The organism is Virgibacillus sp. M23, from assembly GCF_034190895.1.
Lineage (GTDB): Bacteria > Bacillota > Bacilli > Bacillales > Amphibacillaceae > Virgibacillus > Virgibacillus salarius.
The window spans coordinates 1-435 of record NZ_JAWDHA010000281.1 but is presented as its reverse complement, the minus strand read 5'-3'; the positions used below and the strand labels follow the sequence as shown (position 1 = coordinate 435).

The 435-nt window shown below is 47.6% G+C and carries 1 protein-coding gene; it reads left to right on the top strand.

Annotated features, from left to right (window positions below; all coding sequences use genetic code 11):
* On the top strand, positions 1 to 435 hold a 435-nt coding region (locus RVS70_RS22560; RefSeq protein WP_321134970.1), incomplete at both ends, for an acyl-CoA dehydrogenase family protein.

The following is a 435-nucleotide window of genomic DNA, read 5'->3' as shown; positions in this document are numbered from 1 at the left end:
GGCAGTGAATGGAAGAAAAACCTTTACGACGATGTCACAAGCACTGGATTATTTTTTAGTAACCGCATGGATTGAAGACAAACAAACAACAGGCGTGTTTCTCATTCATAAAGATGATCCCGGTTTGTCGATTGAAGAAACGTGGGATATGATGGCGATGCGGGCGACAGGGAGCCATGATCTTGTACTGAACGAAGTCATGCTTGAAGAGAATAAGCTGGTTGAATTGCTTCAAGGGCCTCGTGGAGCTCAGCCGAATGGCTGGCTGCTTCACATTCCGGCGATTTATCTTGGTGTGGCACAAGCTGAGCGTGACTATGCAGTGCAATTTGCCTCTGAGTATTCTCCAAACCGTTTGAAGGGACCGATCAAGAATGTCCCGGCCGTACAGCAAAGGACAGTGGAAATGGAGCTTGAACTGCTCAATGCCAGACA